Source organism: Methylobacterium indicum, assembly GCF_001043895.1.
Taxonomy (GTDB): Bacteria; Pseudomonadota; Alphaproteobacteria; order Rhizobiales; family Beijerinckiaceae; genus Methylobacterium; species Methylobacterium indicum.
Map to the genome: position 1 here is coordinate 16,982 of NZ_JTHF01000254.1, position 26,546 is coordinate 43,527.

The following is a 26,546-nucleotide window of genomic DNA, read 5'->3' on the forward strand; positions in this document are numbered from 1 at the left end:
GGTGCATCAACGCCGGACCCGCAACCCGCTGGCGAGTGCGCCGGTCAGCGCGAGCGCGCTCGACAGCCACAGCACCGTCGCGGTGCCGCCGGCATGCAGGTGCCCGAAGATCACCGCGACGACCGCGGCGCCGAGGGACTGGCCCAGCAGCCGGGCGGTCGATTGCATCCCGCTCGCGCCGCCGCTGCGCTCCCGCGGCGCGCTGGTGATGATCACCTTGTTGTTGGGCGACTGGAACAGCCCGAAGCCGAGGCCGCACAGCGTCAGCCGCCAGGCGATCGCGAGCGGCGAGGCCTCGGCCGGCAGGGACGCCATCAGGGCGAGCCCCGCCGAGAGGGCGACGAGGCCGATGGCGCCGAGAAGGCCCGGCGGGTAGCGGTCGGCGAGTCGCCCGGCGAAGGGGGCGATCACCGCGATGGCGATCGGCCAGGGCGTCATCAGCAACCCGGTCTGGGTGCTGGAGAGGTGGAGCACGTCCTGGAAGTAGAAGGGCAGGGCGACGTAGGCCATCATCTGGGCCGAGAACGAGCAGACCGAGCTCACCATCGACAGCGCGAAGACCGGGATGCGCAGGAGGTCGATCGGCAGGAGCGGGGCCGGCAGGCGGGCCTGCATCCACACGAAGGCGATGCCGACGAGGCCGGCCGCCGTGAGCAGGGCGAGCGCCGTGCCCCCCCGTCCCGCCTCGCCGAGCCCGTCGACGCCGGTGATGAGCAGGCAGAAGACCAGGGCGTTGAGGAGCGCGCTCAGGGCATCGAACCGGGCGCCGCTGCGGGGCGTCGCCGGCAGCATCCGGGTCGCCAGCGTCAGGGCCGCGAGGCCGAGGGGCACGTTGACGAGGAAGAGCCACGGCCAGCTCGTCAGCGACAGCACGGCGGCCGCCACGCTCGGCCCCGCCGCCGAGGCGATCGCCACGATGAGCGCCATGGTGCCGACGCCCCGCCCGATCATCCGGTGCGGGTAGACGAAGCGCACGAGCGCGATGTTGACGCTCATGATGCCGGCGGCACCGAGCCCCTGGACGATGCGGGCCGCGACCAGCATCGGCAGCGAGCCGGCGAGCGCGCAGGCGAGCGAGGCCGCCGTGAACAGCGCGAGGCCGGTGCAGTAGACCCGCTTGTAGCCGAGGATGTCGCCGAGCGAGGCCAGAGGCAGCAGGGCGGCGGTGACCGCGAGCTGGTAGCCGTTGGTGATGAAGATCGCGGCGCCCGGCGAGACCTGAAGGTCCTTCGCCATCACCGGCAGGGCGACGTTGACGATGGCGCCGTCGAGCACCGCCATCGACATGGCGATGCCGATCGCCAGCATCGCCCACAGCCTCGCCCGGGTCGGCAGGCCGTCGGCCACCTCCGCCGTCGCCGGTCCCGCCGCTCCCGTCATCCGTCCGGTTCTCCTTGACGCCGGCGCCGCGCCCCCGCCGCCGACTCTTCCACGCGAGCCGCGCCTCGCGCCCGATCCGAGGCCTAACGCAAAGCTGCCGCCCGCGCATCGCTCCCGGCCTCATTCCGGCCCTGCACGAGGGGCGGAGATGCTGCGACATCGGCGGCACGCAAACGCGTTGACACGCTTGCCCACGGGCGTAAGGAGCATCCGTGGCCCCGGGCGCGTCGTCGCCCCGCCATGCCCATCCAGGAACCATCAACCCCATGCCGAGCGACAGTCACAGTCGATCGACCGCGCCGTTCGTGCCGGCCGCTTCTCGCAGGGACGCCTGACCGGGCGCTCTCGGAGGCGTCGGCCGCGCGGACGGCCGCCCCCGAGAGGTGCATCATGACCTTCACCATCCTGCCCTTCGCGCCGAAGGGCGCCGTGTCCGTGCGCCTGCCCGCGGCTCTCGCCGTTCCGGTGCCCAAGACCGTCCTGCGCGCCACCTGGTCCCTCGATCCGGAGACCGGCCGCCCGGTCTGCCGCTGGAGCACGGACGACGAGGGAACCCCGGCCCGCTGCCCGGTCCCGCGTCTCAAGGCGGCGTAGGCCGGCCCGGGCCCTTCCTCGGGCAGCTCTGCGCATAGGAGGCTTAGAGACGGCCGCCTCGCGATAACTCCACGAACGAAGAAGGGCGCGGCTCGCGCCGCGCCCTCTTTTTCTGGCCTGCGCCAAAGCTCAGAACCGATAGGTGAAGCTGCCCTTCACCGCGTGGTCCTCGGCCCGCGACCCGACCTGACCGGTGTACGACACGCCGATCGTCGCTGCCTGCGACACCCGCAGGTCGAGGCCCGCCGAGGCCACCAGCGCGTCCCGGCTGATCGGGATCCCCGCGGTCACGAAGCTCGGGCCGGTCCCGAAGGCCAGGAGCGCCGTCGGAATCACGTCCCCGAAGGCGCGGCGGTAGCCCACCAGCCCGTGCAGCGACACCGGCGCGCCGAAGCCCAGATCCACCTCGGTCTGCCCGCGGACACCCGCCGTAAGCGTCGGGATCTCGGCGAGCCGCGAGGCACCGCTCAGGGCCGCCACGCCGCCGGTCTCGGCGAACCGGTCCCGGTCGATGCCGACATAGGCCCCGCCGACGAACGGCTCGATGGAGGACGCGGAGGCCTTGCCGAGCGTCCCCGCCGCGAGGGCGATCCGGTAGCCGATCTCGCCGAAGCCCTGCACGGTCGATCCGCCGTAGCGGGCGCTCTCGGTCTCCGAGACGCCGGGAAACACCACGGAGCGGCGCAGGCGCAGGCTGTTGTCGGCGTACACTGCGCCGAGCCGCACGGCGAACGGGCCGGCCTCGTACCCGCCGTAGACGCCGCCGAACCCGCTCTCGATCGACCCGCTCGCCGTCTGGCCGGGCGCATCGAGAGTGGTGCGGGTGTAGCCGCCGGCCACGCCGAGCCGGAGGCCGCTCTCGAGCCGGATATCGGCACCGAGCACGAAGCCGGCGGTGTCGCGGTTGAGGGTGACGGCATTCCCGTCGTTGCGCGCCTGGCCGAAGCTGCCGAAGCCCTGGCCCCACAGCCCGAACACTCGGGGATCGAGGACGCGCACCGGCACCGGGGCGACCGGGGCGGCCCGTCCGGGCAGGTCGGCGGTGTAGGTGGCGGGCAGGTTCCCGTAGTCGCGGGTGGCCTCGCCCGACCAGCGCAGCCGGTCGAGGATGGCTTCGCGGACGAAGAAGGCGGTCTCGTAGGCGGCCGAGACCGCGCTGGCGTGGATATCGCCGGTGAGCGCCTGGAAGGCGGTGACGGCCTCCGGCGTCGTCAGCCCCACCGTACGGTCGTAGACGCCCGATCCCGCGCCCGCGCCCTGGATCGCGTTCGCCACGGCGGCCTGGTTGCGGGTCCGGGCGATGGCGGCGAAGGCGACGTCGTTGCGGGTGAGCGTGAGATCGACCTCGGCGGGCTGGTAGCGGAGCGTCGGGGTGAGGAAGGCGAGGTTGGAGGCGACGCCCGCGAAGGTGCCGGAGACGCCGCCCGCGGCCGACAGGATGGTGTAGCCGGTGCGGGGGGCGTAGGCGCCGTTCGCGGCGAGCACCTGGACGGTGCCGCCCTGGAGCGTGGCGGCGCCGGTGACGGCGAGGCGGTCGGACTGGCCGCTCGCATTGGCCTCGACCTGGAAGGTCGAGCCGGCGGCGAAGCTGGCATTGCCGGCGACCGTGAGGGTGCCGAGGGAGCCGCCGGGGGCGACCGTCGCACCGGACTGCGCCGCCACCCCGCCGACCGTGCCGGTGCCGCCGAGCAGGCCGCCGGCGCCGACCGTGACGACAGAGCCGGCGAGCGAGCCGTTCACCGCGAGGCCGCCGTCGAGCACCGCCGTGGCGCCGGTGAAGGCGCTCTGGCCGGTCAGCGTGAGGGTGCCGGCATTGATCTTGGCGAGCGTGCCGGTGCCCGAAAGCGCGTTGGCCATCGTGCCGTCGGTCGCCTGGTCGAGGACGAGGCTGGCATCGTTGCGGATCGCGCCCGAACCGAAGGCCCGGGCGTGGCCGACGAGGGTGCCGCCCGCCACCGTGGTGCCGCCCGCATACGTGTTGGCGCCGGTCAGCACCAGGGTGCCGCTGCCGGCCTTGGTGAGCGAACCCTGGCCCGCGATGTCGTTGCGCCAGGTGTCGAAGGCCGAGGCGCCGCCCTGGCCTGCATCCATCGTCACGGTGACGGCGCGGGTGAAGGCGCCGTAGCCGTCGAAGGCGGCGTAGAGGTTCAGCCGGCCCCAGCCGTCATAGGTGTTGCCGCTGAGGACCGGGTAGCCGGAGGGAAGACCGGTGCTCGCCAGTACCTCGGTGCGCTGCGCGTCGGTGAGGTAGGGGAAGCGGGTGAGCAGCAGCACCTGTGCCTGGAGCGGCACGTCGGCGGTCGTCATCGGGGCGACGGTGCCGGTGGGCTGGAAGCCGTAGGTCAGGCGGGCGGTGTAGTCGGCCTTGTTGCGCGCCGCGTCGCCGAAGGCGTCGGTCGTGCCCGCAGCGGCGGCCGCGTTGAGGCAGGACGCGACGCTCGCCGCGCCGCAGGTCGAGGCGAGATAGGACTGCGTCTGCCGGTAGGCCTGGTAGACCCCGTAGGCGGCCTTGTTCGCCGGGTCGGTCCAGTCGAGCCGGTTGCCGGCCGAATCGTAGAGCGCGCCGTAGATGTTGGTGGCGACGATCGCGCTCGATTCCATCCGGCCGCCCATCACGTCGAAGGGCGAGTGCATGCCGGCCAGGATGCGGTTGTTGCCGAGTTCCGAGGCCCGGGTCAGGAGCTGCTGGCCCCGCTCCGGCACCAGGAAGGCGGTGGCCAGCGCCTGAAGGTAGCCCGAATTGGTGTGGCCGCTCGGATAGGCGCCGTCGGCATAGGGGTTGGTGCTGTTGATGACCGGCTGCAGCAGCGTCGGCACGGCGACGCCGGTCGAGACCCGGTAGGGCCGCGGCGAGGTGCCGATGCCAGGCACGTAGTCGCCGACCGAGAAGGTCGCCGGCGTGAAGGTGCTCCCCGAGAAGGTGCCGACGTTGGGCACGGTGAGCGGCCGGCCGCCATTGGCGTCGATCATGGCTTGCGTGACCGTGAAGCCGCGCACCCAGCGATCCGCCGTGCCGTAGACCGCCGGGACGGGGAAGTTCTGGAGGTAGGTCGGCACCACCAGGCCCGCGGTGTCGCGGGTCGAGAGGCCGGTCTTGTTGGTCGTCGCGCTGTAGGCGTTGAAGCGGGGATCGAGCGGGTTGATGGCGGAAGCGTCGCCCTGGTAGCGGGCGAAGATCCGCTTGGCCGGCTCGGTCGAGGCGTTGGCCCGGGCCACGTCGTTGATGAAGCCGACCGCCGCGGCGAGCGGCGTCGCCGTGCCGTTGCCGAAGGTCGTCGCGCCCGCGCTGGCGTCGTTGCCGGTGCGGATGCTGGCCGCGTAGTCGGCGAACGTCGTGGCGACGTAGGCCGTCGGCGTCAGGCTGTTCGGGGTCGTTCCGGTGAACGACGCGCCGGCGCCCGTGAGGTAGGCCGAGGTCAGCGGTCCGAGGCCGTTGAGGATGCTGTAGGCCTGGCCCGTGCGGTCGTCGTGGATCGCCGCCAGGGTCTGGGCGTCGGTGCGCCCCTGCGTCATCGCGACGACGGTCTGGTAGTTCCGGGTCAGCGCCGCGGGATTGCCGGCAAGGAGCCCGGCATAGGAATCGAGCACCCGGTTCATCACCGTGCCGGGAGTGACCGAGGTGCTGTTCGGGAAGCCGACCGGCGGCGAGGTCGGAACGCCTTGCGCCCACGCATCGATCGGAAACAGGCAGGTCGCCGCAAGAAGCGCGGCGTGGAGCGTCGGACGCATGGACCCCTCGAGACGATGTTCTCTGTTGCGGGCCGGCGCCTAGCTTGGCCGCATGAAGTCCCGATGACGGGGCGGCATGAGAAATATCGAGAAACACCAACGGCGACGACCGGGAGACGGTGGGTCCTGTCTCGCGCAATGGAAGATCGACTATCGACAATCTTCGGGGCCGGGATACCGACCGACCTTGCGTCAGACAATCAGCATACGGTGCGGTTTCGCGATGACCGGGGTCGCTGGACTCGACATCGGCGGGCTACCACCGCTCGGGTCGAGATCCCGGCTGCCCGTCGCGCACGGGAAAGCTTTCTTCGGCCGTGCGGAGCAATCCTGACCGGTCCTATTCCGGTCGGTTCCAGTTCATCCGGCAGCATCGCGCCTGTTATCCATCTCTCTCGACCTCCGACTGACGGCGTGGAGGAGGAGACGACCTGCGCCTTGCCGCCGCGATGATGGCGAGGATATGCGCGCCTTGAAGGCCGGGATGCTCGGACCGGCACGACACGGCGAAGGCTGCCGAGGGCAGGCGCCTCATCGGAAGGCCCCTCGGCCGCGACCGCCAACGCCGCGCCCATGAAAGCGGCCGATTCGGAGCCGCCCGCAGCCGGGGCATTGTCGGCCCGGCCGGGGCTTTATGAGGTGCCCGGGCCCGGTCGCCGAACGGGGGATGCGTGGCAGTTCGGATGGAGATCCCGACCGGGCCGGACCGGGCCTGTCGTGACTAACAGTTACGACGACGTTACCGCAGGATGAGTTCATCCCGGGTGGCTAACATTCATAGGTTGCATCGGAGAACGAAAAGCGACGACGCGCCGGCCCCGGCGTCGTCCCGCGCGGGGGTGGGCCGCGAAACGCCACGAGGGTGGCGCCGACGACACGCCGATACCAGCCGCCGAGCTGTGTCTGCTTGCGGCCGTCCGGTGATGGTCGCGATCGGCGTAAGCATTTGTTCGGGAGTAAACCTGTAGATCAGGAACCGCAGGGGAGCCGTGCGGCCGCCAGGAGGGACGCGATGCCCGACGAGAGGACCTTCGTCCTCGTGACCGACAGGCCGGACCGCAGTGCCGCGATCAGTGCGGCCTTGCGGGGGATCGGCATCTGCGACGTCGTCGGCCCGGACGAGACGTGGCGAGGCCGGGGGGCGCTCGCCGGCGTGGTGTCGGACATGACCCTGTCCCGGCCGGAGGCCGATCACTGCCTGCGCGCGCTGCAGCGCCGCTTCGCCGACAAGCACCTGCCGGTGATCTGCCTGCTGCGGAAGGCGACCCAGGACGCGCTGCGCCACGCCAAGACCCTCGGGGCGACGGTGTGCATGCCCGCCTACGTGCCGCCCGAGACGATCGTGGCGGCGCTCGCCAACCAGGTCGGCATCATCGCCGAGGGTGCGGGCCAGACGGTCAGCCAGGGGGTCGCCCGGGCCGGCGAGGCGCTGAGCGGCCTCCTCGCCGAGGCGCGGGCCGGCCAGCCGATCCGCATGGGCGCCGTCGAGGCCGGCCTCGGCCCGATCCTCACCGCGGTCCGCGAGGGCGGACTCGCCCGCTGGCTCGACACGGTGTGGACCCACGACGACGCCACCTACCAGCATTGCCTGCTGGTCGCCGGCCACGCCGCGCAATTCTCGCTGCATCTGGGCTTTCGCCACGAGGACCAGTTCCGCTTCGTGCGCGCCGCGCTCATCCACGACGTCGGCAAGGCCCGCATCCCGCTCGAGATCCTCAACAAGCCCGGCCGGCTCACGCCGGACGAGATGAGCGTGATGCGCACCCACGCCGCCATCGGTCACGAGATCCTGGTGGCCGGCGGCGAGCGCGACCCGATCACGCTCGCCGCCGCGCGCCATCACCACGAGATGCTCGACGGGTCGGGCTATCCCGACGGCCTCGCCGGCAGCCAGATCGGCGACATCGTGCGCCTGCTCACCATCTGCGACATCTACGCCGCCCTGACGGAGCGTCGCCCCTACAAGGCGCCGATGCCGATGGCCGATGCGATGGCGATCCTGTCCGCCATGGACGGCAAGCTCGAAGCGCGCCTCGTGCAGTCGTTCGGCGAGTCGCTGAAGGCTGCGGGCTGAGGCCGCCGGCCCGCCACCTCTTTCATGGGGGGCAGGTCATAGGGGGCAGGGGGACCGCAAGCGGGGGCCGGTCTCGACCCTCGATCGTCCCATCGCCGATCCCCTCGCCACCCCCCGCACCGTATGGGCCGATCGTCGATGCGGCGGCCCCATCGACCGGTCCGCGGGGATGGCCGGACGCGCGCCTCCCGGCCTGGCCTCAGGCGCTCCGCCGCTCCTCGGCGCAGCACAAAGCCGTGAACGCCTCGGCGGGCATCGGGCGGCCGAACAGGTAGCCCTGCGCCTCCTCGCAGCCCTTCGCCCGCAGCCTCTCGGCCATCGTCTCGGTCTCGACGCCCTCGGCGATGACGGCGAGCCCGAAGCTGCGCCCGAGCGTCAGCACCGACTGCACGATCGCCCGGTCCTGGGGCGAGGCCACCATGCCCTGCACGAACGAGCGGTCGATCTTCAGCCGGGTGAGCGGGAAGCGCTTCAGCGGGCTGAGCGAGGCGTAGCCGGTGCCGTAATCGTCGAAGGCGAGGCCGACGCCGAGGTCGCGCAGCGCCCGCAGCGGTGCGATCAGGCCCTCGTCATGCCGCAGGATGATGGTCTCGGTGATCTCGATCTCGAGGGCGGAGGCCGGCAGGCCGGAATCGGCGAGCGCCGCCTTCACCTCGTCGACGAGGCTCGCCGAGTGGAACTGCGCCCCGAACAGGTTGACGCCGATCCTCAGGTCGCCCGCGCCGGCCCGGCGCCACGCGGCGGCCTGGGCGCAGGCCTCGCGCAGCACCCAGCGGCCGACCGGCACGGCGAGCCGGCTCGCCTCGAGGGGAGCCAGGAACTCCGCCGGGGCGAGGAGGCCGAGCCGGGGGTGGCGCCAGCGGATCAGCGCCTCCGCGCCGACGACCCGGCGATCCGCCAGCCGCAGCTGCGGCTGGTAGAACAGCACGAACTCCCCGGCGGCCAGCGCCCGCGGCAGCTCCTGCTGGCGCGCGGTCCAGGACAGGGTCGCGTCGCGCAGGGCCGGCGTGAACAGGCGGTGGCAGTGCCGCCCGGCGCGCTTGGCCTCGTAGAGCGCCATGTCGGCGCAGGCGAGGAGCGCGTCGTCGAGGGGGCCGTGGAGCGGGCTGAGCGCGATGCCGACGCTCGCCCCGAGATGGATGGTCTGGCCGGCGATCGGGAACGGCTCGGAGAGGCTGTGCAGGAACGTCTCGGCGAAGGCCGTGGCCTGCTCGGGCTCGCCGCAGCCGGGCAGCAGAACCGCGAACTCGTCGCCGCCCATGCGGGCGACGAGGCCGTCCCCGCCGATGCAGGCCGCGAGCCGCGCACCGGCCTGCCGGATCAGGTCGTCGCCGGCCTCGTGGCCGAGGCTGTCGTTGACCTTCTTGAAGCCGTCGAGGTCGATCATCAGGGCGGCGGCCCCGAGGCCCCCGGACGCCCCGGCGAGGCGCGTCATCGCGACGGCGAGGCCCCGGCGGTTGCTCATTCCGGTCAGGCCGTCGGTCTCGGCCTGCCGGCGCAGGGTCGCCATCAGGCGACCGCGCTCGTGCATCCGCTCGTCCAGCACCGCGAGGGCGTCGAACAGGCGCCGGATCTCGGTCACCCGCAGGGCCGGCAGCCGGCGCGGGGCCGGCGCGCCGTCCTCCGACAAGGCCATGACGGTCTCGCGAGCGATCAGCAACGGGCGCAGCACCGAGGCCCGCAGCGACAGCAGCAGGGCGACGAGGACCGTCAGGACCGTCACGGTGCCGCAGGCCACGGCGACGAGCCGGGTGCGCACGGCGTCGCGCTCGGCGGCGAAGCCCGCGACCATTCCGGCGAGGTAGCGGTCGCGCAGGGCCTCGACCGGCTTCAGGGTCGGGACGTAGCGGCGGGTGAGTTCGTCGGCCGAGAGCGTGTAGCGGCCGCCGCTGCGTCCCTCGGCGATCGCCGTGTCGATGAGGCCGAGCCCCGTCTCGCAGAAGGTCGCCTCGACCTCGGCCAGGAGATCCGCCACCGGCTGGCCGGGTCCGAACGCCGCCTGGCCGCGCAGCAGCCGCATCAGCTCGACGATGCGGCCCCGGATCTGCACCGCCTCGGCGATCTGGAGCGGATCGAGCGGCTGCTGCACCGCCACCGCCGGGATGATGGCCGAGCCGATCCGGCCGCCATATTCGCGCAGGTCGCTCACCACGTGGCCGACGAGCCCCGGACCGATCAGGCGGGGGTCGGCCTGGCCGAGGGCGCGGATCTCCCAGGCGACGGCGTCCTGGTACATGTCGACCACCGCCACCATCCGGGCGACCGCTGCGGCGATGTCCGCGGCGCGGCGCTCGGAGACCGGCACCCCGGCGACCCGGTCGACCTCGCGCCGCGCCTCCTCCAGCCGGGCCCCCGTCGCCGCGACGATGCGATCCGGCAGGAGGCGATCGGTCTCGTCTGCCGGGGCGGCCGGGTCCGCTTGTTCGAGGGCCGCAATGCCCATCAGTGCCCTGTCGCTCGCCACCCGAAAGGCCGCGAGCCGCGCCTCCGCCGCCGGATCGCTGCCGGGGGCGATCGCCATGACCACGTTCGAGGGGCCGCGCTCCGCCGAGAGGCGGTTGGCGGCCTCGAGCACCTGCCGCAGCCGGCCGATGCGCGCGAGGTTGCTCTGGCTGTCGCGGTAGGCCGTGACCGAGGGGGCGATGACGATGGCCGTGAGGGCGAGCAGACCCGCCGCGAGGAGCAGGGCCGTGACCCACAGCCGGCGCCCGAGCCCGACGTCCCGTCTGCCTGCCAGCCGGAGATTTGCCAGTCGACGGCCTACCATTCTGACGGTGGCGGCCGGCTCCCGAGGTGGATGCTGCAAGAAGGTCCCCCGGTCATGCTGAACCGGCACCGCGCCCGGGCGCTGCTAGGGCTTACAGGCAAAGCGTTGCCGAAACGCTTATTCCCGACCCGATTGCGCAAGGCCGAGATGCCACCGGCTCAGCCCGCCGCGGGGCACCCGGAGGCCAGCACGGCGGCGAGGGCGCCGATGCCCTCCCGGATCGCCGCGGGCTCGCTCCCGGCAAAGCCCAGGATCAGTCCGGCCCGGTCGGGCCGCACCGCCGCGTCGTGGTAGAGCGGGCCGACCGGGTAGACGCCGATCCCCGCGGCTCTGGCCGCCGCGACGATCGCGGCCTCCCGCGCGGCGGGCTCGCGCAGGAGCCAGGCGACGAGGTGCAGCCCCGCCGCCGCGCCCTCGACCCGGACCGCGGCACCGACATGCTCGGCGAGGGCGGCCAGCATGGCGGCGCGCCGTGCGGCGTTGCGCCGGCGGGCCTGGCGCAGGTGGCGCTCGTAGCCGCCCTCCGCGAGCAGGGCGGCGAGGGCGGCCTGTTCCAGCCCCGGCGCCTGCCGGTCGGCGAGGCGCTTGGCCTCGGCCATGGCCGGCCCCAGGGCCGGCGGCACCACGAGGTAGCCCAGGCGCAACTGCGGCGAGAGCGTCTTGGAGACCGTTCCGACATAGACGACGCGGCCGGTGCGATCGAGGCTCAGCAGCGATTCCACGGGCTGCCCGTCGAAGCGGTATTCGCCGTCGTAATCGTCCTCGACGATCATGGCCCCGCAGGCCTCCGCCCAGGCGAGCAGGGCTTGACGCCGCGCGACCGGCATCACGCCGCCGAGGGGGAACTGGTGCGAGGGCGTGACGTAGGCGAGCCGCGCCGGGCCGAGCCCTCCGGTCCGCATCCCTTCCGCATCGACCGGGACCGGGATGATCGCGGCGCCCGCCGCCGCGAAGGTCCGGCGCGCCGTGCCGTAGCCCGGGTCCTCGAACACCACCCGGTCGCCCGGATCGACGAACAGCCGGGCACAGAGGTCGATGCCCTGCTGCGACCCGTTGACGACGACGATCTGGTCGAGGTCGCAGCGCAGGCCGCGGGCGCGCCAGAGATAGGCCTGGAGCGCCGCCCGCAGCTCCGGCAGTCCCCGCGGATCGTCGTAGCCGAGACGGGCAGGCCGGCGCAGGACGGCGGCGGTGAGTGCCCGCCGCCAGGCGAGGACCGGGAAGTCGCGGCCCGAGAGGTCGCCGTAGCGGAAATCGATCGCCGGTCCCGGCCGCATCTCGGGCGGCGGCTCGGCCATGAGGCGGCACCCGAAGGCGGACAGGCGCGGCGGTGCCGTCGCCTCGCCGGGCCCCGGGGGCGGCACCGGCAGGATGCCGGCGGCGACCCGCGTCCGCCCCCCGGGCCGGGTCTCGAGCCACCCCTCGGCGACGAGCTGGTCGTAGGCCGCCGTCACGGTGGTGCGCGAGACGCCGAGCTCGATCGCGAGCGCCCGGCTCGACGGCACGGCCGTCCCCGGCGGATAGACGCCCTGGGCGATCTGCGCCTTCAGGTCGGCGCCGATCCGGCGGCCGACCGGGGCGGGGCGGCGTGAGGCTTCGGTCAAACTGGCCCACCCGTTTCGTGGCGAACTGGCCGTTCAGCATGGGCCGGTTTCGGGGCAAGGACCAGTACCGGCCCCGTCGCGGCCGAGGAGAGTTTCGATGTACGTCCCGCCTGCCTTCCGCGAGACCGACGAGGCCGCGATCCACGAGACGATGCGGGCCGCGCCGCTCGCGAGCCTCGTGACCGCGACGGCGGCCGGTCTCCTGTGCACGCCGCTGCCGCTCCTCCTCGCGCCGGAGGAGGGCGAGCGCGGCGTGCTCTACGGCCACCTCGCCCGCGCCAACCCGCATTGGCGCGAGCCGGCTCTGGCCGAGTCGCTGGCGATCTTCTCCGGGCCCGACGCCTACGTGACGCCGTCCTGGTACGCGACCAAGCGGGAGACGGGGAAGGTCGTGCCGACCTGGAACTACGTCGCGGTCCACGCCTACGGGACCGCCGAGTTCTTCGACGAGCCGGAGCGGCTGCTGGCCGTCGTCACCCGGCTCACCGAGCGGCACGAGGGCGCGCGGCCGGCCCCCTGGGCGGTGGCGGATGCGCCCGCCGACTTCGTCGCTGCGCAGCTGCGTGGCATCGTCGGCCTGCGGCTGCCGATCGCCCGCCTTGAGGGCAAGCGCAAGATGAGCCAGAACCGCAGCGCGGCGGACCGTGCCGGCGTCGCGGCCGGGCTCGCCGCGGGCGAGGCCGGCGCACGCCGCGTGGCGGCGCTCATCACGGAGGGATGATCCGCCCCCGCCTCCCGGCCGGGAGGCGGCCGCGGGCATTTGCGCCCGGTCCGATCCTTGCTCCAAGATGCCCGGTGAACGCGAACCGGGATGGGGCATGGCGGACCTGCGAAGCCTGGAGATCTTCTACTGGGCTGCCTCGTTGTGCAGTTTCCGCAAGGCGGCGGAGCGGATGAATACCTCCCAGCCGGCGGTGTCGCAGCGCATCGCGGCCCTGGAGGACGAGTTCGGGGTGCCGCTGTTCGAGCGGCGCGCCCGCTCGGTCGCGCTGACGCCCAAGGGGCGCGACCTCCTCGGCTATGCCGAGCGTTTCCTGCACCTGCGCACCGAGATGATGCGGAACGTCGCCGGACCCGGCGCGATGCGGGGCGTCCTGCGCCTCGGCGTCTCGGAGACCATCGTCCATACCTGGCTGATGCGCTTCATCGCCCGGATGAACGAGGCCCATCCTGGCGTCACGGTGGATATCGCGGTCGACATCTCGCCCAACATGCGCGACGCGCTCCTCAACCGGGATCTCGACCTCGCCTTCCTGGTCGGGCCCATCACCATGCCGAGCCTGGTCAACCTGCCGCTCTGCAGCGTGTCCCTGGCCTGGATCGCCGCGCCGCAGCTCGATCTCGGCCCCGGCGAGGTGAGCCTGGCGAGCCTTCTGCGGCACCCGCTGATCACCTACCCGAAGAACACCAATCCCTACGTGTCCTTACGCGAGATGCTGGCCCGCTCCGACCTGCCGCCGCCCCGGCTGCACAGCAACGCCTCGCTCTCCACCATCGTGCGCATGGCCCGCGAGGGCATCGGCATCGGGGTGATCCCGCCCGAGGTGGTGCGCCGGGACCTGGAGGAGGGGGCCTTGCGGATCATCGCCCCGGCGCCGGCCCTGCCTGACATCGCCTTCACGGCCACCTATGCCAGCCTGACCGACAGCGGCCTCGCGGCGGCCGCGGCGCGGCTCGCCTGCGAGGTCGCCGCCGCGCCGGACTGGCGCCGATAAGCTCCGCTTATCGAAACCGATGCGAAATCATGATTGGCCGTGACGTGCCTGCGATGTGATCATGCTCCATCCTTGGGCAGGCGATTGGCCGCGAGCAGGGGATCTGCGATGACTCTTCCCTTCGACCGGGCGCGGATGAGCGGCGAGGCCGCAAGGCTCGCCTGCCGCAGCGGTGCCGTCACGGGCTGCACCGCCGGCATCGCCGACGGCTTCGTCCAGGGCAACCTCGCGGTTCTGCCCGTCGACCTCGCCGCCGAGTTCCTGCTCTTTGCCCAGCGCAACCCGAAATCCTGCCCGATCATCGGCGTCTCGGCGCCGGGCGAGCGCCGGATCCCGGAACTCGGCCTCGACCTCGACATCGCGACCGACATCCCGGGCTACCGGGTCTGGCGCGACGGCGAGGTGGTGGCGGAGCGCGACGAGGTCGCCGACCTGTGGCGCGACGACCTCGTCGCCTTCGTGATCGGCTGCTCCTACTCGTTCGAGGCGGCGATGGCCGAGGACGGCTTGCCGCTGCGCCACGTCGAGATGGGGGTGCGGGTGCCGATGTACCGCACCAGCATCCCGTGCACGCCCGCCGGCCGCTTCGCCGGACCGATGGTGGTGTCGATGCGCCCGCTCACCCCCGCTCAGGCGATCCGGGCGGTGCAGATCACCTCGCGCTTCCCCGCCGTCCACGGCGCGCCGGTCCATCTCGGCCGGCCGGACCTGATCGGCATCGCGGACATCGCCGTGCCCGATTACGGCGATCCGGTGAGGATCGGGGAGGACGAGATCCCGGTCTTCTGGGCCTGCGGCGTCACCCCGCAATCGGTCATCGCCGCGGTGCGGCCGCCCTTCGCCATCACCCACGCCCCGGGCTGCATGCTGATCACCGACCGGCGCAACAGCGAGTTCGCCGTCCTGTGACAGATGTCCCCGGTCCTTTCGTCTGGGCCTGTTGTATGTGCATCATTTCCGCCATCCGGCTTTGACCGCTTCGACACCGGCTTTTCAAAGCAGGCGAAATGAGGCTTAGAGAAAGTCGTCCAGCCCCTGGAGGCCAGCGCATGATCCGTCGTCGAGAACTCTTGGTGGGGGCCGGCGCCCTCTCGCTCGCGAGCCTGCGCGGCACGCCCGCCCGCGCCGCCGCGCCGGAGGTGGTGGTCGGCGTGCTCTACGCCATGTCGGGGCCGAGCGCGCAGGTGGGCGTGGATGCCCGCCACGCCATCGAGACGGCGCTCGACCTCATCAACAACGACCACGACCTCGACCTGCCGGGCGCCAAGGGCGTCGGGCTCGCCGGGTTCGGCGGCGCCAAGATCCGCCTCGTCTTCGCCGACCACCAGGCCGACCCGCAGAAGGGCCGCGCGGAGGCCGAGCGCCTGATCACCCAGGACAAGGTGTCGGCGCTCGTCGGCTGCTACCAGTCGGCGGTCTCCGCGACCGTGAGCGCCACCGCCGAGCGCTACGGCGTGCCGTTCGTCTGCGCCGATTCCTCGTCGCCGAGCCTGCACCGCAAGGGCCTGAAGTACTTCTTCCGCCCGGCCGCCCACGACGAGATGTTCTCGACCGCGATGTTCGACTTCCTGGATGCCCAGCGCAAGCAGGGCCAGAAGATCGACTCGGTGGCCCTGTTCTTCGAGGACACGATCTACGGCGTCGATTCCTCGACGGTGCAGCGCAAGCTCGCCGCCGAGCGCGGCTACAAGCTCGTCGCCGACGTGAAGTACAAGAGCAACTCGCCCTCGCTGACCGCCGAGGTGCAGCAGCTCAAGACCGCCAACGCCGACGTGCTCTTGCCGACGAGCTACACCACCGACGCGATCCTGCTCACCAAGACCATGAGCGAACTCGGCTACAAGCCGAAGAGCATCATCGCGCAGGCCGCCGGCTTCTCCGAGAAGGTCACCTACGACGCGGTCGGCGACAAGCTCCAGGGCCTGATCTCGCGGGGCAGCTTCTCCCTCGATCTGGCCGCCAAGCGCCCGATGGTCGCCACCGTCAACGGAATGTACAAGGCCCGCGCCGGCCGCGACCTCAACGACAATTCCTCGCGCCAGTTCATGGCGATGATCGTGCTCGCCGACGCCCTCGACCGCGCCGGCTCGACCGACGGCCAGAAGATCCGGGCGGCGCTCGCCGCCACCGACATTCCGGGCACCCGCACGGTGATGCCCTGGACCAAGGTGGCGTTCGGTCCCGACGGCCAGAACACCTACGCCGACCCGGTGCTGCTGCAATGGATCGGCGACAAGTTCGTCACGGTCTTCCCCGAATCCGCGGCCGCGGCGCCGGCCAAGTGGCCGATGAACGCGTGAGGGGACGCTCTTCCTCCTCTCCCCGCCCGCGGGGAGAGGAGGAACCTGCGCCATTCCTGGCGCCGATCGATCCATCATTGCGCGCCGCCCACCGGAGCCCGAATCCCCCATGACGACGCAAGCCCTGGTGCAGGTGCTGGCGAGCGGCCTCCTGATGGGCTTGATCTACGCCCTGATCGCGGTCGGCCTCTCGCTGATCTTCGGCCTGATGGACGTGGTGAACTTCGCCCATGGCGAGTTCCTGATGCTCGCCATGTACGCGACCTTCGGGCTGGTGCTGGTCACCCGGCTCGACCCGGTGGTGCTGATGCCGCTGGTCGCCGCCCTGCTCTTCATGCTGGGGGCGGCGGCCTACATGGGTGTGGTGCGCTTCGCCATGCGGGCCAAGGCCAACCAGGGCATGGTGCAGATCTTCGCGACCTTCGGGCTCGCGATCCTGCTCCAGGGGGCCGCCCAGTACCTGTTCACGCCCGATTACCGCAACGTCCAGAACACGTGGCTCGGCGGGCGCACCCTCGAGCTCGGCGGGATCTTCCTGCCCTGGCCGCAGCTCTTCGGCGCCGTGGTCTCGCTCGCCGCCTTCGGGGGGCTGCACCTCCTGATGAGCCGCACCGATTTCGGCCGCGCGCTGGAGGCGACCCGGGAGGACCAGGGCGCGGTGGCGCTCGTCGGCATCGACCGCAACCGGGTCTTCGCCCTCGGCTGGGGTTTGGGCGCGGCGCTGGTCGGCCTCGCCGGCGCCGTGCTGGCGATCTTCTACTACATCCACCCCCAGGTCGGGGCGAGCTTCGCGCTCATCGCCTACGTCACTGTGGCGCTCGGCGGCTTCGGCAGCGTCGCCGGGGCGCTGGTCGCCGGGATCATCGTCGGCCTCGTCGAGGCGTTCACGGCGGTGATCCTGCCGCCGGCGCTGAAGTCGATCGGGGTCTACGCCCTCTACCTCGCGGTGGTGTTCGTGCGGCCGCAAGGCCTGTTCGGGAGGCTCTGATGACCGCCGCGACCACCACCCTGGCGCCGGGCGACGGCCTCGCGCGGGCCGAGGCGAGCCATGCGGCCAGGCGCCGGCGCAAGCTCGTCGTCGCCGCCGTGGTCTTCGCGGGCCTCGCCGCGCTGCCCTACGGCATCACCGACATCTACCTCCAGAACGTCCTGATCCTGACCCTGATGTACGCCGCGCTCTCGCAGAGCTGGAACATCCTAGGCGGCTATTGCGGACAGGTTTCCCTCGGTCACGCGCTCTATTTCGGCATCGGCGCCTACGCGACCTCGGTCCTGTTCGTGACCTACGGCGTGCTGCCGTGGTTCGGCATGCTGGCGGGCGGCGCCCTCTCGGCGGCGGTGGCGCTCCTTCTCGGCTATCCGTGCTTCCGGCTGGCCGGCCACTACTTCTCGATCGCCACCATCGTGATCGCGGAGATCGGCCTCCTCCTGGTTCACAACTGGGAGTTCGTCGGCGGGGCGATGGGCATCCAGTGGCCGTTCAACCCGGATTCGTGGTGGACGCTCCAGTTCGCCCGCGACAAGATCCCCTACGTCCACTTCGCGGTCGGCTTCCTGGCGGTGGTGTGGTTCGTGACCTGGCTGATCGAGGGCTCGCGCTGGGGCTATTGGTGGCGCGCCGTCAAGGACGACGCCCAGGCTGCCGAGAGCCTCGGCGTCGAGGTCTTCCGCTCCAAGATGGCGGCGGCCGCCGTCTCGGCCTTCTTCACCGCCATCGGCGGCGGCTTCTACGCGGCCTACGTCTCCTACATCGATCCCGAGAGCGTGATGAGCTTCCGCTTCTCGCTGCTCTTCGCCTTGCCGGCGGTGCTCGGCGGCATCGGCACGCTGTGGGGGCCGCTCGTCGGTGCGGCGATCCTGATCCCGCTCACCGAGATCAGCCGCTCGTATCTCGGCGGCAGCGGCAACGGCCTCGACCTGATGCTCTATGGCGTCCTCGTCATGGTGGTGGCGCTTGCCCGGCCGGAAGGCGTGCTCAGCCTGTTTCGCCGCACCCGCCGGGCCCGCAACGAGGAGGTCACGCCGTGAGCGAACCCTTGCTCCGCATCGACCACGTCACGCTGCGCTTCGGCGGCCTCGTCGCCAATGCCGATGTCAGCCTCGACGTGCCGGAAGGCCAGATCCTCGGGCTGCTCGGGCCGAACGGCGCCGGCAAGTCGACGCTGTTCAACCTGATCTCCGGCACCTATCAGCCGAGCGAGGGACGAATCGTCTTCCGGGGCGAGGACATCACTGACCTCTCCGCCCCCGAGCGCTGCCGGCGCGGCATCGCCCGCACCTTCCAGGTGCCGCGCTCGTTCGACTCGATGAACGTGCTCGAGAACGTGATCGTCGGCGGCTTCGCCCGCCATCCCGGCGCCGCCGCGGCCCGGCGCAGGGCGCTGGAGACCCTCGACTTCGCCGGCCTCTCCCATCGCGCCGAGGCCGTGGCCGGCGAGCTGACCCCGCCCGAGAAGCGCCGCCTCGAGGTCGCCCGGGCGCTCGCCACCGAGCCGAAGCTCCTCCTCCTCGACGAGGTGCTGACCGGGCTCACCCCGAGCGAGGCCAAGGCCGGCGTCGCGCTGATCCGCAAGGTCGCGGCGAGCGGCGTCACCGTCATCATGGTCGAGCACGTGATGGAGGTGGTGATGCCGCTCGTCGACCGCGCCGTCGTCCTGCATCTCGGCCGCGTGCTGGCGGAGGGCCACCCGACCGAGGTGGTGCGCGACGAGGGCGTCATCACCGCCTATCTGGGGGAGCGCCACCGTGCTGCTTGAGGTCCGCGGGCTCTCCACCGCCTATCAGGGCTTGCTCGCCATCCAGGGGATCTCGATCGAGGTCGCGGCGGGCGAGATCGTCGTGGTCGCCGGCGCCAACGGCGCCGGCAAGTCGACCTTGCTCAAGTCCATCGCCGGGATGGAGCGGCCGAAATCCGGCGAGGTCGTGTTCGACGGCACCCGCATCGACGGGCTGCCGGGCCACGCCATCACGGCGAAGGGCATCGCCTACGTGCCGGAGAACAAGCGGCTGTTTCCCCGCCTGTCGGTCGCCGACAACCTGCGGCTCGGCAGCTACCTCCACCGCAAGGCGCCCGACCGCGAGGCGCCCCTGGACCGGGTCTTCTCCCTGTTTCCCCGTCTCGAGGAGCGCCTGCCGCAGCGCACCGGCACCCTCTCGGGCGGCGAGCAGCAGATGCTCGCCATCGGCCGCGCCCTGATGACCCGTCCGCGCCTCCTGATGCTCGACGAGCCCTCGCAGGGCATCATGCCCAAGCTCGTCGACGAGATCTTCTCCGCCATCGAGGCGATCCGGGCCTCCGGCACCACGATCCTCCTGGTCGAGCAGCGCCTCGCGGAGTCCTTGAGCATCGCCGACCGGGCCTACGTGCTCCAGACCGGCCGGCTGATGCTCAGCGGGCCGGCCGCGTCCCTGCGCGACGACCCGGAGGTGCGCCGGGTCTATCTCGGCATCTGAACCGCGACTCCCGCTGCCGGCCTCGATGCTCTACAGAGGCCCGGCACGGAGACCCAGCGATGACCAGCCCCACCACCGAGATCACGCTCGAGCGCATCGCCCTGATCCGGCGCCTGGTCGTGGCCTGGGACCCGGCGGGGCAGGGCGCCCCGGCGATCCACCCGGACGCCCCCTATGGCAGCCTCGACCGCGACGGCGACATCGCCAACGTCACCGGCGACGACGAGGGCGCGGCGGAGGAGCACCGGGCGGTGGGCGCGGCGCTCGCCGCCTTCCTGCGCCACGCCGAGCTGAAGCCCGGCCGCTACACCTACCACAACCCGCTGACCAAGCTCGACCTGACGCAGGTCTCCGACGTCTTCCGCGACGAGAGCACCGGGACGGCGCCCGAGCAGATCGTGTTCGAGGTCGGACCCGAGCACATCGCCCTGATCCGCCGCCTCGCCGTGGGGTGGGACGAGGCCCGCGGCGTCCCGGCGGTCGATGCCGACGCCCCCTACGGTCCGGGAACGCTGGACGACGCGATGGCCCGGGCGCTCGGCGGCCCGCGCGACGACCTCGCCCGGCTGCACCGTGCGATGCAGCCCGCGCTCCAGATCTTCCTGCGCAGCGCCGACATCGCGCCGGGCGACTACGCCTGACCGCCCGCCGGTCAGTACCGGCACCGCGACCGGAGGCGGGTTCCGGGCGTTGGCGATTGCCCGACGGTCACCGGAACGAGATCTGCCGCGGAAACCCCGCGGCAGTAGCGGAAGCGACCCTATTCGCCGGGCCGGCGCCAATCCAGACTAGGCCAAAGGTCCAGTCGTAACAGTTACCACCATGGCCGACGGCCGCAGACGGCACCGCTTTACGAAAAATTTCCGCGCTTATGATGCTCTCAGGATAACGGGGTTTCCGCCTCGAATCCCATGCCCTCAACGGCAAGCAGCGCATCGCGAGCTGGATCACCCTACATGCTGACCTTGTCCAAGCTGGCCATCCGGCTGCCCGCCACCATCATCGGTCTGGCACTCGTCAGTTCGTCCGTGATGGGAGGCTTGAGCTGGTACACCGCCCGGAGCAGCCTCGTCTCGGCGGTCGAGGATCGCCTTCGGCTCGCCGCCACGGCGACCGGCCACGGCATGGCGCTCGTCGCCGATCGGGCCCAGGCCGAGTTCGTCGCCGCCGCCAACCACCCGCAGGTGGCCTCGAACTTCACCGACCTGATCGAGAACCTCGATCCGAACAAGCCGGACTATGCCGGCATCCTGGCGGCCTTCCGGGCGCCGCAGGGCGTCGAGGCGCGGCTCGCCTTCGACGGCACGACCACCAACACCATGTATGGCCGCCGGCACGTCAAGGTGCAGGAGGTGGCCCGCAAGCTCGTGGGCCCGGCCGGCTACGCCGACCTGATGTTCCTCGATACCAACGGGCGCATCGTCTACACGGCGACCAAGGGCGACGACTTCGCCGCCTCGCTCGGCGATCCGGCCCTGCGCGACACCAGCCTCGCGAAGCTGTTCGAGACGATGAAGGCGGGCGGTCCCGATGCCGTGAGCTTCGCGGATTTCGCCGCCTACCCGGTCGGCGGCCAGGCGGCCTTCATCGGCAAGCCGGTGAACCGGCGCGCCAACGTCGCCATGGGCACCGCCCAGGCGGTGGACCGCGCCGGCTACGTGGTGATGCGGCTCACCCCGGCCCTGTTCGACCAGACCCTGTCGCACCGCGCCGGCCTCGGCGAGACCGGCCAGACCCTCGCGATCGGCGCCGACGGCAACCTGCGCGGCAACCCGCCCCTCGACCCCGCCGTCAAGGCGGGCGCGCCCCTGAGCGCCCTCGGCATCGCCCCGGAGCAGGTCGCGGCCGACAAGCCCTTCACCTACGCGGTCGCCGATGGCGGCCACCGGGCGGTGAGCGCGGTCGTGCCGGTGCTCGGCGTGCCCTACACCCTGGTGGCCGAGCAGGCGGATGCGGAGGCCCTCCAGGCGGTCGGCGACCTCTCCCGCCTCCTCGTGATGATCGGGCTCGCGGTGCTCGCCGGCACCGCGCTCCTCGGCCTGCTGATGGCGCGGGCGATCGTGCGGCCCCTCGGCGCCCTGACCACGGCGCTCAAGGCGCTCGCCGCCCGCCAGGTGCTCGACGCGGTGCCGGGCTACAAGCGCCGCGACGAGATCGGCGACATCGCCCGGGCCGTCGTGATGATCCGCGACATGTCCCTCGAGGAGGCGGCCCAGCAGCTCCAGACCACCGAGGCCGCGCGCCTGCGCGAGGAGCAGGCCCGGCGCAGCCTGCTGCGCGATCTCGCCGACCGGTTCGAGGCCTCCGTCGGCGGCATCGTCGCCCGGGTGTCGGGGGCGGCCGAGGGGCTGACCGGCGCCTCCGGCGCCATGCACCACGCGGTCGAGGGCACCTCGTCCCGCTCGGTCACCGTCGCGTCGGTGGCCCGGCAGACCAGCGGCAACATCGGCGCCGTCGCGGCGGCGGCCGAGGAGCTCGGCGCGACCGTGGCGGAGATCAGCCGCCAGGTGGTCCAGGCCGCCGGGATGTCGTCCGAGGCGGTGGCCCAGGCCCGGAGCGCCGGCGGCACGATGGCGGAGCTCTCCGCCGCCGCCACCCGCATCGGCGACGTCGTCGGCCTCGTCTCGCAGATCGCCTCGCAGACCAACCTGCTGGCGCTCAACGCCACCATCGAGGCGGCCCGCGCCGGGGCGGCCGGCCGCGGCTTCGCGGTGGTGGCCGCCGAGGTCAAGGAGCTGGCCGGACAGACCGCGAAGGCGACCGAGGAGATCGGCCGGCACGTCGCGGCGATCCAGGCCACCAGCGAGGGGGCGGGCGGCGCCATCGCCGGGGTGACGGCGCAGATCGAGGCGATGAGCCAGGTCACCACCGGCATCGCCTCGGCGATCGAGGAGCAGGGCGCGATGACCCACGAGATCGTCCGCCAGATGGCGGAGGCGACCGAGGGCACGGCCGCGATGACGAGCGACATCAACGAGGTCGCCAACGCCGCCGCCGCCGCCGGCCGCGCCGCCTCCGAGGTGTCGCAGGGCTCCGACGACCTGTCCGAGCAATGCGCCCGCCTGCGCCGGGAGGTCGACGGCTTCCTCGCCAGCGTCCGCGCCGCCTGACCGCATCCGCCCGATGGCCGAAGGCCGGACCCTGCCCGCGGGCGGGGTCCGGCCTTCGTCGTTCCGACCGTCCGGTGTTGCGTTGCGGCAAGTATTGTCCGGCCACGATGTTTCCCGGTCACCGTCCATCGCCGTTCGGAATTGATTAAGCGGGTCGGGATAGGGTGTCGAACAGCGTGATGTTCGACGATTGGCCTGACGATCATGATGAGTGGCACGGTGAGCCCGGGATCCCTGGAGGACACGACGGCGCTGCTCCAGCGTCACCTGATGTCGATCTCCGAGACCATCGCCCGCACGCGCCAGGAGATCGCCGACCTGCGCGAACAGCAGGAGAGCGGCCGCGCCCGCGACGAGCTGCACGCCGTCGTCCAGGGCACCGAGCAGGCCACCCACACCATCCTGACCGTCTCCGAGACCGTCGACGCGCTTGCCCGCAACATCGCCAAGCGGGCGCAGGACGAGGCGACCCGGGAGGATGCCCGCGCCATCCAGGCCGAGATGCAGACGGTGTTCGAGGCCTGCAACTTCCAGGACCTGACCGGCCAGCGGATCTCCAAGGTGGTGCGCACCATCGTCGACGTCGAGGAGCGGGTCGGCGAGATGCTGCGCCTGTGGTCCGGCGCCGCGCCCTCGCCCGCCCGGCCCAAGCCCGACCCCCGCGGCGAGGAGGAGTCCCTCCTCAACGGCCCTGCCCTGCCCGGCGCCGCGGCGGTGTCGCAGGACGCCGTCGACGCGATGTTCCCGTAGCGCGCCGGTCACCGGCGCGATGGGACGGGGCGGGGACCGCGGATGCGCCCGCCCGGCGGCTTCAGCCGGCGATGAACCCTGCCGGCTGCGGCGCCTTCCGGCAGGCCGGCAGCCACGCCATGTCGTAATGCGGTGGGCGCACCGCCGTGACCTGGAAGCCCAGGCGCTCGTAGAGGGAGCGCCCGTCGGTGGCGCCGACCATCGGGGTCGAGAGGGTGATCGGCAGGCGCACGCTCTCGGCCGCCGCCTGCAGGCTGCGCACCAGGTCGGTGCCGATGCCCTTGCCGCGGGCCGCCGCGACGATCGCCAGTTCCGAGATGCGCCAGTCGGCATAGCCGAGATCGACGACGAGGCGCCCGACCGCCTGGCCGGTACGCTCGACGATGAAGTCCATGTGCTCGGGATACACGCTCTCCAGCCCCGCCCGCATGGCCCGGAACTGCTGCTCGTAGAGCGCCTGCAGCACGTCGCGGTCCGTGTCGGCCCAGGACAGCCAGGGACGCGATTCGATGAAGAGCCGCAGCAGGAAGTCCTGGTCGCTCGGGCGGATGGGGCGAAGGCCCAGGCCGCCGAACAGCGGGAGGGAGCCGGTCTGGGAGGCCATGCGGTGGGTCTCCGGTCGGAATATGGACGCGACGAGGGCGGCCCGCGCAGCGAGGCTGGCGGGGCCGCCCGGTGAGGTTCAGTTGAAGACCGCCTGGTAGGCGGCGGAGCCCGGAGGGACGCCCGTGGGCAGGATCCGCTCGACATAGAGCGGCCCGATCTCGCCGAAAGCGGGATGCGTCAGCACGCAATGGCCCCCCCGGAAGGGCCCCGCCGCCGCCGCCGGGCAGTGGAAGACCAGGGAGAACGCCGTGCGCGGGCTGCCCGCCATGGTCGAGTGGGGGGATTCCCGGCACGAGGCCAGGGTGACGGCCAGATCCTGACCGCCCGGGCCCCGCAACGCGAAGCCGTCCCCCAGCAGGTCCGCGAAGAGCGCCGCCGATACGGTATCGAGCGCGACGGTCACGGCCGCTCCGGGTAGAGGCCGACGAGCGCGATGATGAAGCTCATCGCCAGCGACGGCTGGTAGTTGGTGAACGGCTGGCCGCCGCCGGCAGCGCTGATCTCCACGGTACCGCCGGTGACGGTCGGGACGCTGAAGGTCTGCCCCGCGGTCGCGGCGGTGCCGGTCAGCCCGGCCGACGCGGATGCCAGCGGGGTCATGGAACCGACGGCGCCGTAGATCTTGTATGAACCCCCTATCGTCGCCAGCACGGTGGACGGGCCCGGCCCGGTCGTACCCGCAGCCGTCGAGGCGTTGATCTGCACCGATTGGGTGCCGGTCTGCCCCGGGATGGTGACGGTCTGGCTGCCAGTGACCGCCTTGAACGTCGCGCCGTGGTTGTGCACCGGCAGGTTGCCGAGCCCGAGTGTCGTGGTCGGGGTGCCGGTTTTCATGGCGAGCGGGAAGCTGGTGCCCTGAGACACGCCGGTGCCGATGGGAGCGCGCCCCTGAAGGTCGGGCAGGTTGAAATTCGTATTACCGCTACCGCCGAACGTGAGTCCCATCAGGCTGTACAGAGCCGTGTACTGCTGGACCGTCAGAGTCTGACCCTGACATAGCGCATAATTATTTGGCGCCCAGTTCCAAGGTATCATGAAGATCATGCCGAGCATTGGTTCCATGACAAATTTCCTTGATTTGACGGTGCCAAGATAACAATGACGCAAAAACGAATCAGCTTGACCAGCGATTCGCCCTGCACAACGACTGTTATTCGACCGGCGGCCGCTTCCGCAAGAGGTCTTCTCGATGTCTGCTCGTTCGATTAGGGAGCGTAGCCCTGACAGGACATGACGATCGCGTAAAGAAAGGTGGCCGCCGGGTGTCCGTGCCCGCTTGCATGCCGTGGCTCATCCGTCCGGACGGTGATTGCTCCCGGCGACGCGCCGCAGGACGAGCGATGGCGTATCCGTCTGTACGGGGCACGACGGCGACGGACAGGTGGATTCTCCGCGGGGCGCACGACGTACTCCGGCGACAGCGTGCGGGTCGATCCGCTGGATTACTGTTTCAGTAGCCAAAGCAATAACACGTTTGTCTTTAATTTTTATCCAAAATTTTTATTTTCAGACAAAATAAAATCAAACTACGAAATATTGTTATAGATCGAGAAAAACAGTATGACAATGCTGTGATGATGCTGATCGGTCTTCCGTGCAAAAATACCACTTACGGGAGAATTTCTAGTCTGCCCGTGGGAAAGGCGCCGTTTCCGTCTTCCTCGACAGCCGCCGAACAGGCATTCAGGTCGTGATCTGATGTTGCGACGACGCATCCTCCCTTTCGAGGGGTGTGCCTGTCATCTGGAATGGTTGGGGCATTTCAATGGCCGACAAATTGTTGACGATTACGGGGACGGGCGGATCCAGTGGGGATGATTATGAGTGGTCTTATCGCGATGTAAACAACAACGCCGATGTCTTTTTCGCAGTTTCGAGAGGGAAATTTAGCAGCGGAACTGATTATAACTTTCAATGGGTGATCCAGGAAAACACTGCCATCGACAACGCAACAGTGTTTACTGCAAGATCAGGTTTTTCTGGTGATACGTTCTCCGATGCATTAGGGGGCGGGTCGACAACGACTACCACCGGAAATGGTACGTACACCATGAATGCCAACAAGGCGAACCTGGCGGCGATCGGCTCGACCGGTCCCACGGGTCCGCAGGGCGTGACCGGTGCCACTGGCGCGACCGGTGCCACGGGTGCGACCGGTGCCACGGGTGCGACCGGTGCAACGGGTGCCACTGGCGCGACCGGTGCCACGGGTGCGACCGGTGCCACGGGTGCGACCGGTGCAACGGGTGCGACCGGCGCCACGGGCACGACCGGCGCCACGGGTGCCACGGGCGCCACGGGTGCGACCGGCGCCACCGGTGCGACGGGTGCCACCGGCGCCCAAGGCGTGACCGGCGCCCAGGGGGCCACGGGTGCCCAGGGCGCCACCGGTGTCCAAGGCGCGACGGGCGTGCAGGGCGCCACCGGCGCCCAGGGAACCACAGGTGCGCAGGGCGCCACCGGC

General features: G+C 71.3%; 20 protein-coding genes and 1 pseudogene. 14 read left to right on the forward strand and 7 right to left on the reverse strand.

The genetic code is table 11. The features are described from left to right. Window positions 1–6 precede the first annotated feature (6 nt). The gene (locus QR78_RS25910; RefSeq protein WP_048430477.1) at window positions 7–1,380 is read right to left on the reverse strand and encodes an MFS transporter; all 1,374 of its coding nucleotides are present in this window, start codon (window positions 1,378–1,380) and stop codon (window positions 7–9) included. A 390-nt stretch (window positions 1,381–1,770) separates the two neighbouring features. Here QR78_RS25910 and QR78_RS25915 point away from each other — a divergent pair, with 390 nt between their 5' ends. Then, window positions 1,771–1,974: a hypothetical protein gene (locus QR78_RS25915; RefSeq protein ID WP_048430478.1), complete on the forward strand. Its 204-nt coding sequence runs from the start codon at window positions 1,771–1,773 to the stop codon at window positions 1,972–1,974. A 129-nt stretch (window positions 1,975–2,103) separates the two neighbouring features. Here QR78_RS25915 and QR78_RS33205 read toward each other — a convergent pair whose 3' ends face one another. Continuing rightward, the gene (locus QR78_RS33205) at window positions 2,104–5,703 is read right to left on the reverse strand and encodes an autotransporter family protein (RefSeq protein ID WP_048430479.1); all 3,600 of its coding nucleotides are present in this window, start codon (window positions 5,701–5,703) and stop codon (window positions 2,104–2,106) included. Between the two features lie 1,012 nt (window positions 5,704–6,715). On the opposite strand from QR78_RS33205, the gene QR78_RS25925 reads away from it, so the two are divergent. Next, window positions 6,716–7,777 carry an HD-GYP domain-containing protein gene (locus tag QR78_RS25925; RefSeq protein ID WP_048430480.1) on the forward strand — a complete coding sequence of 354 codons (1,062 nt, stop codon included), beginning with the start codon at window positions 6,716–6,718 and terminating at the stop codon, window positions 7,775–7,777. A gap of 199 nt (window positions 7,778–7,976) precedes the next feature. Here QR78_RS25925 and QR78_RS25930 read toward each other — a convergent pair whose 3' ends face one another. Together QR78_RS25930 and pdxR are read right to left on the reverse strand one after the other, a co-directional pair. Next, window positions 7,977–10,544: a putative bifunctional diguanylate cyclase/phosphodiesterase gene (locus QR78_RS25930; RefSeq protein WP_048430481.1), complete on the reverse strand. Its 2,568-nt coding sequence runs from the start codon at window positions 10,542–10,544 to the stop codon at window positions 7,977–7,979. Window positions 10,545–10,702: 158 nt separating this feature from the next. After that, entirely contained in the window at window positions 10,703–12,148 is a 1,446-nt protein-coding gene (gene pdxR, locus QR78_RS25935) for a MocR-like pyridoxine biosynthesis transcription factor PdxR (protein ID WP_048430482.1), read from the reverse strand. 97 nt (window positions 12,149–12,245) lie between these two features. Here pdxR and QR78_RS25940 point away from each other — a divergent pair, with 97 nt between their 5' ends. The 11 genes from QR78_RS25940 to QR78_RS25990 all read left to right on the forward strand — a co-directional run bounded on the left by QR78_RS25940 (window position 12,246) and on the right by QR78_RS25990 (window position 23,476). Further along, window positions 12,246–12,869, forward strand: coding sequence for an FMN-binding negative transcriptional regulator (locus tag QR78_RS25940; protein ID WP_048430483.1), 624 nt, complete (start codon window positions 12,246–12,248; stop codon window positions 12,867–12,869). 97 nt (window positions 12,870–12,966) lie between these two features. Then, window positions 12,967–13,863, forward strand: coding sequence for a LysR family transcriptional regulator (locus QR78_RS25945; protein ID WP_048430484.1), 897 nt, complete (start codon window positions 12,967–12,969; stop codon window positions 13,861–13,863). Window positions 13,864–13,971: 108 nt separating this feature from the next. After that, window positions 13,972–14,772, forward strand: a complete 801-nt coding sequence (locus QR78_RS25950; RefSeq protein ID WP_048430485.1) for a putative hydro-lyase — start codon at window positions 13,972–13,974, stop codon at window positions 14,770–14,772. 140 nt (window positions 14,773–14,912) lie between these two features. Continuing rightward, entirely contained in the window at window positions 14,913–16,163 is a 1,251-nt protein-coding gene (locus QR78_RS25955) for an ABC transporter substrate-binding protein (RefSeq protein WP_048430486.1), read from the forward strand. Between the two features lie 109 nt (window positions 16,164–16,272). Then, complete coding sequence (locus tag QR78_RS25960) at window positions 16,273–17,151, forward strand: branched-chain amino acid ABC transporter permease (RefSeq protein ID WP_048430487.1); 879 nt, start codon at window positions 16,273–16,275, stop codon at window positions 17,149–17,151. Continuing rightward, the gene (locus QR78_RS25965) at window positions 17,151–18,191 is read left to right on the forward strand and encodes a branched-chain amino acid ABC transporter permease (protein WP_048430488.1); all 1,041 of its coding nucleotides are present in this window, start codon (window positions 17,151–17,153) and stop codon (window positions 18,189–18,191) included. The genes QR78_RS25960 and QR78_RS25965 overlap by 1 nt, the downstream gene beginning before the upstream one ends. Beyond that, on the forward strand, window positions 18,188–18,919 hold the full coding sequence (locus QR78_RS25970) for an ABC transporter ATP-binding protein (RefSeq protein ID WP_048430489.1): 732 nt from the start codon (window positions 18,188–18,190) through the stop codon (window positions 18,917–18,919). Before QR78_RS25965 ends, QR78_RS25970 begins: the two co-directional genes overlap by 4 nt. Then, the gene (locus QR78_RS25975; protein WP_048430500.1) at window positions 18,912–19,616 is read left to right on the forward strand and encodes an ABC transporter ATP-binding protein; all 705 of its coding nucleotides are present in this window, start codon (window positions 18,912–18,914) and stop codon (window positions 19,614–19,616) included. Before QR78_RS25970 ends, QR78_RS25975 begins: the two co-directional genes overlap by 8 nt. Window positions 19,617–19,675: 59 nt before the next feature. Then, the gene (locus QR78_RS25980; RefSeq protein ID WP_048430490.1) at window positions 19,676–20,257 is read left to right on the forward strand and encodes a hypothetical protein; all 582 of its coding nucleotides are present in this window, start codon (window positions 19,676–19,678) and stop codon (window positions 20,255–20,257) included. Between the two features lie 315 nt (window positions 20,258–20,572). Next, entirely contained in the window at window positions 20,573–22,726 is a 2,154-nt protein-coding gene (locus QR78_RS25985) for a methyl-accepting chemotaxis protein (protein ID WP_048430491.1), read from the forward strand. A 219-nt stretch (window positions 22,727–22,945) separates the two neighbouring features. Continuing rightward, a complete protein-coding gene (locus QR78_RS25990) occupies window positions 22,946–23,476 on the forward strand; it encodes a protein phosphatase CheZ (RefSeq protein WP_244276407.1) in 531 nt (176 codons plus the stop codon). Window positions 23,477–23,537: 61 nt separating this feature from the next. On the opposite strand, the gene QR78_RS25995 is transcribed toward QR78_RS25990, so the two are convergent. The 3 genes from QR78_RS25995 to QR78_RS26005 all read right to left on the reverse strand — a co-directional run bounded on the left by QR78_RS25995 (window position 23,538) and on the right by QR78_RS26005 (window position 25,144). Then, a complete protein-coding gene (locus QR78_RS25995) occupies window positions 23,538–24,080 on the reverse strand; it encodes a GNAT family N-acetyltransferase (protein WP_048430493.1) in 543 nt (180 codons plus the stop codon). A gap of 78 nt (window positions 24,081–24,158) precedes the next feature. Further along, window positions 24,159–24,485 carry a DUF6916 family protein gene (locus tag QR78_RS26000; RefSeq protein WP_048430494.1) on the reverse strand — a complete coding sequence of 109 codons (327 nt, stop codon included), beginning with the start codon at window positions 24,483–24,485 and terminating at the stop codon, window positions 24,159–24,161. Next, window positions 24,482–25,144, reverse strand: a complete 663-nt coding sequence (locus QR78_RS26005) for a phage tail protein (RefSeq protein WP_048430495.1) — start codon at window positions 25,142–25,144, stop codon at window positions 24,482–24,484. The genes QR78_RS26000 and QR78_RS26005 overlap by 4 nt, the downstream gene beginning before the upstream one ends. Before the next feature lie 703 nt (window positions 25,145–25,847). On the opposite strand from QR78_RS26005, the pseudogene QR78_RS35685 reads away from it, so the two are divergent. Further along, window positions 25,848–26,546 (forward strand): annotated as a pseudogene (locus QR78_RS35685) (collagen-like protein); the annotation flags it as partial.

What these genes read in the sequence shown, in the direction of transcription:
- QR78_RS25910 (WP_048430477.1), bottom strand. Translation starts at nt 1,380, where the DNA reads ATGACGGGAGCGGCGGGACCGGCGACGGCGGAGGTGGCCGACGGCCTG.
- QR78_RS25915 (WP_048430478.1), top strand. Translation starts at nt 1,771, where the DNA reads ATGACCTTCACCATCCTGCCCTTCGCGCCGAAGGGCGCCGTGTCCGTG.
- QR78_RS33205 (WP_048430479.1), bottom strand. Translation starts at nt 5,703, where the DNA reads ATGCGTCCGACGCTCCACGCCGCGCTTCTTGCGGCGACCTGCCTGTTT.
- QR78_RS25925 (WP_048430480.1), top strand. Translation starts at nt 6,716, where the DNA reads ATGCCCGACGAGAGGACCTTCGTCCTCGTGACCGACAGGCCGGACCGC.
- QR78_RS25930 (WP_048430481.1), bottom strand. Translation starts at nt 10,544, where the DNA reads ATGGTAGGCCGTCGACTGGCAAATCTCCGGCTGGCAGGCAGACGGGAC.
- QR78_RS25940 (WP_048430483.1), top strand. Translation starts at nt 12,246, where the DNA reads ATGTACGTCCCGCCTGCCTTCCGCGAGACCGACGAGGCCGCGATCCAC.
- QR78_RS25945 (WP_048430484.1), top strand. Translation starts at nt 12,967, where the DNA reads ATGGCGGACCTGCGAAGCCTGGAGATCTTCTACTGGGCTGCCTCGTTG.
- QR78_RS25950 (WP_048430485.1), top strand. Translation starts at nt 13,972, where the DNA reads ATGACTCTTCCCTTCGACCGGGCGCGGATGAGCGGCGAGGCCGCAAGG.
- QR78_RS25955 (WP_048430486.1), top strand. Translation starts at nt 14,913, where the DNA reads ATGATCCGTCGTCGAGAACTCTTGGTGGGGGCCGGCGCCCTCTCGCTC.
- QR78_RS25960 (WP_048430487.1), top strand. Translation starts at nt 16,273, where the DNA reads ATGACGACGCAAGCCCTGGTGCAGGTGCTGGCGAGCGGCCTCCTGATG.
- QR78_RS25965 (WP_048430488.1), top strand. Translation starts at nt 17,151, where the DNA reads ATGACCGCCGCGACCACCACCCTGGCGCCGGGCGACGGCCTCGCGCGG.
- QR78_RS25980 (WP_048430490.1), top strand. Translation starts at nt 19,676, where the DNA reads ATGACCAGCCCCACCACCGAGATCACGCTCGAGCGCATCGCCCTGATC.
- QR78_RS25985 (WP_048430491.1), top strand. Translation starts at nt 20,573, where the DNA reads ATGCTGACCTTGTCCAAGCTGGCCATCCGGCTGCCCGCCACCATCATC.
- QR78_RS25995 (WP_048430493.1), bottom strand. Translation starts at nt 24,080, where the DNA reads ATGGCCTCCCAGACCGGCTCCCTCCCGCTGTTCGGCGGCCTGGGCCTT.
- QR78_RS26005 (WP_048430495.1), bottom strand. Translation starts at nt 25,144, where the DNA reads ATGGAACCAATGCTCGGCATGATCTTCATGATACCTTGGAACTGGGCG.